The sequence below is a fragment of the Mesobacillus sp. genome (assembly GCF_049588175.1).
GTDB lineage: Bacteria > Bacillota > Bacilli > Bacillales > Cytobacillaceae > Mesobacillus.
This window is the reverse complement of sequence record NZ_JBAVFI010000371.1, coordinates 1-6,772: the sequence shown is the minus strand read 5'-3', so window position 1 is coordinate 6,772 and position 6,772 is coordinate 1. Positions and strand designations below refer to the sequence as shown.

9 protein-coding genes and 1 other RNA gene are annotated in these 6,772 nt (G+C 43.4%); 3 read left to right on the top strand and 7 right to left on the bottom strand.

The features are described 5' to 3' along the window. Positions 1–432: 432 nt before the first annotated feature. Positions 433–777 carry a hypothetical protein gene (locus WB217_RS09265; protein WP_423992765.1) on the top strand — a complete coding sequence of 115 codons (345 nt, stop codon included), beginning with the start codon at positions 433–435 and terminating at the stop codon, positions 775–777. A gap of 16 nt (positions 778–793) precedes the next feature. Here the strand turns inward: WB217_RS09265 and WB217_RS09260 are convergent, their stop codons facing one another. From WB217_RS09260 to tadA, 7 genes are all read right to left on the bottom strand, one after another. After that, positions 794–1,057, bottom strand: coding sequence for a pro-sigmaK processing inhibitor BofA family protein (locus WB217_RS09260; protein ID WP_423408663.1), 264 nt, complete (start codon positions 1,055–1,057; stop codon positions 794–796). A gap of 84 nt (positions 1,058–1,141) precedes the next feature. Then, a complete protein-coding gene (locus tag WB217_RS09255) occupies positions 1,142–1,363 on the bottom strand; it encodes a YaaL family protein (protein WP_335433109.1) in 222 nt (73 codons plus the stop codon). A gap of 116 nt (positions 1,364–1,479) precedes the next feature. After that, positions 1,480–2,076 (bottom strand): recombination mediator RecR, encoded by a 597-nt coding sequence (gene recR, locus WB217_RS09250; RefSeq protein WP_423992762.1) that lies wholly within the window; start codon positions 2,074–2,076, stop codon positions 1,480–1,482. A gap of 15 nt (positions 2,077–2,091) precedes the next feature. Beyond that, positions 2,092–2,418 carry a YbaB/EbfC family nucleoid-associated protein gene (locus tag WB217_RS09245; RefSeq protein WP_335433107.1) on the bottom strand — a complete coding sequence of 109 codons (327 nt, stop codon included), beginning with the start codon at positions 2,416–2,418 and terminating at the stop codon, positions 2,092–2,094. A gap of 18 nt (positions 2,419–2,436) precedes the next feature. Then, positions 2,437–4,119 (bottom strand): DNA polymerase III subunit gamma/tau, encoded by a 1,683-nt coding sequence (dnaX, locus tag WB217_RS09240; protein WP_423992759.1) that lies wholly within the window; start codon positions 4,117–4,119, stop codon positions 2,437–2,439. Between the two features lie 162 nt (positions 4,120–4,281). Continuing rightward, an RNA gene (gene ffs / locus WB217_RS09235) (signal recognition particle sRNA large type) lies at positions 4,282–4,546 on the bottom strand. Between the two features lie 76 nt (positions 4,547–4,622). Beyond that, positions 4,623–5,153, bottom strand: coding sequence for a tRNA adenosine(34) deaminase TadA (gene tadA, locus WB217_RS09230; RefSeq protein WP_423992757.1), 531 nt, complete (start codon positions 5,151–5,153; stop codon positions 4,623–4,625). Positions 5,154–5,244: 91 nt separating this feature from the next. Between tadA and WB217_RS09225 the strand changes: the two genes are divergently transcribed. Further along, positions 5,245–5,784 (top strand): isochorismatase family cysteine hydrolase, encoded by a 540-nt coding sequence (locus tag WB217_RS09225; protein ID WP_423992755.1) that lies wholly within the window; start codon positions 5,245–5,247, stop codon positions 5,782–5,784. Between the two features lie 62 nt (positions 5,785–5,846). Further along, the coding region (locus WB217_RS09220; protein ID WP_423992753.1) for a LysM peptidoglycan-binding domain-containing protein at positions 5,847–6,772 on the top strand (926 nt) is incomplete at its 3' end.

The window sequence follows — 6,772 nt, the reverse complement described above, 5'->3', positions numbered from 1 at the left end:
TCTCCAAAAAAGAGTTATGAGTTAGCTCATAATTTAAAACGTTGGCTAGTGATCATCTATATAATAGAAGTCACTATAAAATATTGTTTGTTGACGCTTGTTTGTTTAGTTTTCAAAGAGCAATTTTTCAACGTCGCTCGTAGGCGACTTAAATAATATATCATGCTACCACTGCCTCGTCAACACTTTTTTAAAAGTTATTAACTGATGTCCAACAGCAACTTTTATATATTAACAACTCTTGCTTGATTGGTCAATAACTATTTTCAAAAAAAGCTTTTTTGGGGATGACTCATTGTTTTCGGATATAAAAGAGTAATAGATACTGAAATACTCGAAACTTAATGAGGGTTCAAAAAAGATGCCAAAGACCACGAAAAAATTAAAAGAAGCTTTTGTACCGTTCCTCAATAAGTTCAGAAGCCCTGTTGATTGGAGTGGAAGACGCGCAGACTTTTCGAAATGCTACCGCATTTTTTCGTGCGTGGGTTCATTCAAGGAAGCTATTCAGTGTCCTGCGGGATCAGCTGGACAGATGAAACCCCGCAGACGCACGTGGCGGCGAGTAGGCTCAGCGGCAGCCCCACGAAGAATTTGCTTATGAAAAAGCCGGCAGTTGGGCTTTATCATAATTCTTCCGCGGAAAGCGAAGCGCCGGGAACGGAAATCAATAGCCCCATTTCTCCTCCAAACAAAAGAAAGACTGTAAACAAGCTCGATTTTTATCGAGTTCGTCTACAGTCTGAATGCCGCTTTCCACAAGCTTATTTTCATTAACTTCAACAGCTAATCATTATATGATCCATGTCTGAATCGCAACAAGTGCAAACACACCAGGTATTCCTAACAATCCAGAAACCGCTGCTGTTGCAATATTGATTGGGACATAAACTCCGAAGCTGGTTCCGAAAGCATTAAGAAAAAATAAAAAGATGGCTCCGATTAAAATCTTTACTGCACCCTGACCGACAAAGCGGAGTGGTTTTGTTGGTGCACCTATGACTAGCAGCAGGAAGATCAATCCGCCAAGGATTGATATGACAACTACAGGATCCATACTGTTCCCCCTTATTTCAATGTCTTGTACTAATTTTTATGTACAAGTTATCAAAATAAGACCTTATCGCATGGAAAATACGTGCTACCTTACCTTAATCGTAATTTTCCTGTGTTTCGCTTCTTTAAATAGAAAGAAGTACTTCGCTTCGGCAATCTTTGCTTCGGTGATAAACTCTTCTGATGGATCGAAGCTTCTTTCAACCAGGAGCTTTTGATTGTTCCAGTTTGTCTTCATGGTGTTAAGCTGTTCCATTAATTTTTGGTCGAATTCTTTTCTAAGCCATTTCTTTTTACGAAACAACATGACTTTCCTCCAGGTGAATTTATCGCTTAATTAAGTCACTTTTCCGGTTAGGAACCGATTCAGCTTCCTGTCCGAAAAGCATTCCAAGGTTCGATGTAGCTGGAGATTCCCTCGAATTACACTTCCCGTCGTCCTTCCATTGCTTTGGAGAGCGTGACCTCATCAGCGTATTCAAGGTCACCGCCGACTGGCAGTCCATGTGCTATACGCGTGATCTTAATGCCTGACGGTTTTAACAGCCGAGAAATATACATGGCTGTTGCTTCTCCCTCTATATTTGGGTTAGTTGCAAGGATTACCTCCTGAACAGTCTCATCCTGAAGCCTCTTTAATAGATCAGGTATATTGATGTCCTCCGGGCCAATGCCATCCATTGGAGAAATCGCACCATGGAGTACATGATACAAGCCGTTATATTCCTTCATTTTTTCCATGGCAATCACATCTTTTGGATCCTGGACTACACAGATGACGCTTCGATTCCTGCGCTGGTCTTCACAAATATAACAAGGATCCTGGTCTGTGATATGGCCGCAAACCGAACAATAAGACAGATTCCTCTTGGCATTTACAAGTGCTTTTGCGAAATCCAAAACGGTTTCTTCCTTCATGCTCAAGACAAAAAATGCCAGACGTGCAGCCGTTTTAGGACCGATGCCCGGCAATTTCATAAAGCTGTCGATCAGCTTCGATATTGGTTCAGGATAATGCATTCTTTTCTATTCCTCCTAGAACATTCCCCCAGGAAGGTTCATCCCTTTTGTGAATTGTCCCATTGTATTGTTTGTTAGTTCTTCTGCTTTTTTCAATGCATCATTCGTTGCCGCAAGCACTAGGTCTTGTAGCATCTCAACATCATCAGGGTCAACGACTTCTGGTTTGATTTGAACATCCACAATCTCCTTATGTCCAGTTACGATGACAGTAACCATGCCGCCGCCAGCGGTTCCTTCGATTTTTTCTTCACCTAATTGAGCTTGTGCTTCTTCCATCTTCTTTTGCATCTTTTGCATTTGCTTCATCATATTCTGCATATTACCCATTCCACGCATCATATTCACGTACCTCCAATTTTAATCTTGTATTTGTATTAATTCATCGCCAAATAATTTCTTGGCTTCAGAAATCAGCGGGTCTTCATTAGCTGATGTCCCTTCTTCTGCACCTTCGCCTCTTTGGCTGATAAAACTTTCCCTTATTTGTAGCCATTGGTCTTCCGGCACACCTATTACCTGCAGCCTCTTGCCTGTGTATTCATACATGGCACTGCTGACAGTCTCGACAAACCTGGTGTTTTCCATTGCCATTTGACAGTGTATTTCATATTTGAATTTTATCACTACAGACGCATCGGATGCAGCAACTGGCTCAGCTTCATTCAACAATGCAGCCTGTGAACGCATTTGTTTTGCTGCAAGCATTTCAAGAAGGTCGCCCCACCGGCTTTTGATTGTCTGAAGATCTGCCTTTGTCGCATTCTTTAACACTTCTTTGATTTTACCTGCCGGTGCCTGGAAACCTTTCCGGTTCGTACGCGGCGCTTTTTTTGCAGCCGCAGCAGGCTCACCCGCAGCTTGACCAGGATTTTGCTGGAAATAAGCAAGTTTTTCCTCAAGCTGTTCAATCCTTTTTAGCAAAGGCTCGACATTAACATTGCTGGCCGGAGATTGATTTTCCAGCTGGCATAGCTTCACTATTGCGACCTCAAGGAAAATACGCGGATGGTTGGTCCAGCGCATTTCTTGCTGTGCTTTGTTCAAAACTTCTATTAATTCATAAATTTGGGCTGTATCAATTTTATTGGCCAATTCCTGAAAATCCTCATCAAGCATGACTCTTTCCATGGATTCTTCAAGAGCTGGTGCAGCCTTATACAGGAGCATATCTCGGTAAAAATATATAAGGTCCTCAATGAACCTTGCTGGATCTTTTCCTTGCATGAGCAGTTCTTCCAACGCTTCCAGTCCGGCTGCAGCGTTCCGCTCGTAAATCGCATTCGCTAGCTGATTAAGGAAATTTTGTGAGACTGTACCGGTTACAGTTAATGCATCTTCAAGCGTAACCTTGTCCTGGCTGAATGAAATCGCCTGGTCAAGCAAGCTCAAGGCATCCCTCATTCCACCTTCTGCTGCCCTTGCAATGATCTGCAGGGCTTTTTCATCGCAATTAACTCCAGATTCCTCAACAATTTGCTTCATTCTGCCAACAATGGCCTGGGCCGTGATTCTCTTAAAATCAAATCGCTGGCATCTTGAAATGATCGTTAAGGGAATCTTATGAGGCTCAGTTGTTGCGAGGATAAAGATGACATGCTTAGGAGGCTCTTCAAGAGTTTTGAGCAGTGCGTTGAACGCTCCGATGGAAAGCATATGCACTTCGTCTATGATGTATACTTTATACTTCACGACGTTTGGCGCATATTTAACCTTGTCACGAATATCCCTGATTTCTTCAACACCGTTATTAGAAGCGGCGTCAATCTCGATCACATCAGGAATGGATCCGTCCGTTATTCCACGGCAGGCATCACACTCATTACAAGGCTCGGTTGCCGGAGCATTTTCACAGTTAACTGCTTTTGCCAAAATTTTTGCAGCACTCGTCTTTCCGGTTCCACGCGGTCCCGAAAAAAGATAGGCATGTGATATTTTTTGTTGAAGCAGAGCATTTTGCAGTGTCGTTGTGACATGTTCCTGCCCGACCACATCAATGAACTGCTGTGGACGCCAGACACGATATAAAGCTTGGTAGGCCAATGACACCGCTCCCTTCGTTTTGTTATCTTTCCTATTATAACGCATATTTTTTTCAATTTCACTTTTACAAATGGAAAGTTCAAGGTTTTTTCTCGACTTTCTTGAAACAACAAAAAACTCATCTCCGCAAAGGAAATGAGCTGGTTGTTTATTATATAACTGCCGCGCACCTTCCGTCGACTGAATACCATAAGCGTTACTTAAGCAGTTAGCTCGGCCCAGGCAACCCTGCGGCACATGGGAGCGTCCACTTAATGCTGCTTCCTTCCGGACCTGACATGGTTCATGGATTCCCATTGCGCAGGACCCGGGCGTCAACACCACTTACTTAAGGCAGACCCTACAGTAAAACAGCCTCGGGAAGGAGTTCATCCCCGCTAGAGCGGATTGCGGGTACAGGGCACCGCTACCTCCCCGACTAGCACGGCAAAATTGAAACCTTGTTTAGGTGTGTCTCAAGGACACATCCATAGTATACTAACTTCGCCTAAAAAAATCAATGTTTATTGGCTGTCAATTCCTGTATGCTGTTCCAATGCCTCTTTCGCCAGTCTTTTCATACGTTTCTTTTTTTCGCGCAGAGTCTTAAAGAAATCAGACAACAGTGCACCGCATTCCTCCTCCAGTACGCCAGATACTACTTCACTCTGATGGTTAAAGCGTTCATCCTGGAGAATGTTCATAAATGTCCCCGCACATCCACCCTTTGGATCTACGGCGCCATATACTACTTTTTTCACTCGCGACAGCATGATTGCACCTGCGCACATCGGACATGGCTCAAGAGTGACGTAGAGAACCGCATCTTCAAGCCTCCAAGTCCCGAGCTTCGAGCAAGCTTCATCAATTGCCAGCACTTCGGCATGGGCAATTGAACTCTGCCGTGTCTCACGAAGATTATGGGCACGTGCGATGACCTCACCATTATGCACAATGACTGCCCCAATGGGTACTTCATCTATTTGTCCCGCTTTTTTCGCCTCTTCAATCGCTTGATACATATATTGTTCATCTGGAGTTAGTTGAGCTGACATCTTTTCCTCCGGTAATTGAGTAAGTGATTTATTTCCATGTGGTTTAATAATCCTCCCGCGGTCTAAAAATAAAGCAAAGGAGAGGAAGTACATGACGAAAACGGCATTATTAATCATCGATATGATCAACGACTTTAATTTTGATGCTGGAGAAGCATTGGCTGAACATACTATGAAAATAATTGATCCTATTTTACAGTTAAAAAAGAATTTTAACGAAAGAGATCTGCCTGTCATCTATATTAATGACCATTATAATCTATGGCAGGCTGATTTCGAAAAAATAATAGATTTTTGCACCAATGAAAAAAGCGAGGAAATCATCAAAAAGATTTCTCCTGAAAAGAACAAGGATTATTTCTTGATAAAACCAAAGCATTCCGCTTTTTACGGAACGGCACTTAATACCCTGCTGCAGCAATTGAACGTTGATACTCTAATCCTGACTGGTATCGCCGGTAATATTTGTGTTCTCTTCACCGCCAATGATGCCTATATGCGTGAATATAACCTCATGATCCCTGAGGACTGCATTGCTTCAAACAACGATGAAGATAACAAATATGCTTTAACAATGATGAAAAATGTATTGTCTGCAGAAACTAAGCCAGTTAAGGAGCTTGGTTTATAACATACTGCATTTTCTTCCTTCATACAATGGTTGTAGCGCTATTATGCCAGGGAGGGAAGAAAATGCAAATACATGTTGTGCGGCCTAATCAGAGATTATCGCAGATTGCCCAGATTTATGGGTCATCCGTTCAGGATATTACAGAAGCAAATGAACTTCCTAATCCAAATAACCTTGTGGTTGGTCAGGCAATGGTCATTCCGATTGTCGGCAGCTTTTACTGGGTCCAGCCAGGCGATTCCTTGTGGTCGATCTCAAGGAAGTTCGGAATTGCTTATCAAGAGCTTGCGAGGATTAATGGAATATCTGTCAATCAGCCTCTTTCTCTTGGCCTCCGTCTTTATATTCCGCCGCGGCCAAAAACAAGAGCCGAATTCAATGCGTATGTCGAACCGCGCGGGAACACCGTTGCTCCTGCTCTGGAAACTGCTGCGCGCGAGGCTGCTCCTTATTTGACCTACCTTGCACCCTTCAGCTTCCAGGCCCTCCGTGATGGTTCGCTGAAAGAACCGCTTCTCAATGATTTCCCTGCAATTGCAAGGGCAAATAACAATACACTGATGATGGTTATTACGAACCAAGAAAATGACCAGTTTAGCGATGAGCTAGGCCGTATATTATTAAATGATATTCCGGTGCAGGATCGTTTTCTTAATAATATTGTAGCCACTGCAAAAAAGTATGGCTTCCGTGATATCCATTTTGACTTTGAATTTCTTCGCCCCGCTGATCGCGAAGCCTATAACCGATTCCTTAGGAAGGCTCGGGACAGGTTTAAGCAGGAAGGCTGGCTCATCTCGACTGCCCTGGCTCCGAAAACAAGCGCCGCCCAGATGGGAGAATGGTATACTGCCCATGACTACAAGGCGCACGGAGAAATTGTCGACTTCGTGGTGATTATGACCTATGAATGGGGATATAGCGGCGGACCTGCTCAGGCAGTTTCACCAATAGGGCCTGTCCGCCAAGTGCTGGAGTATGCCATTAC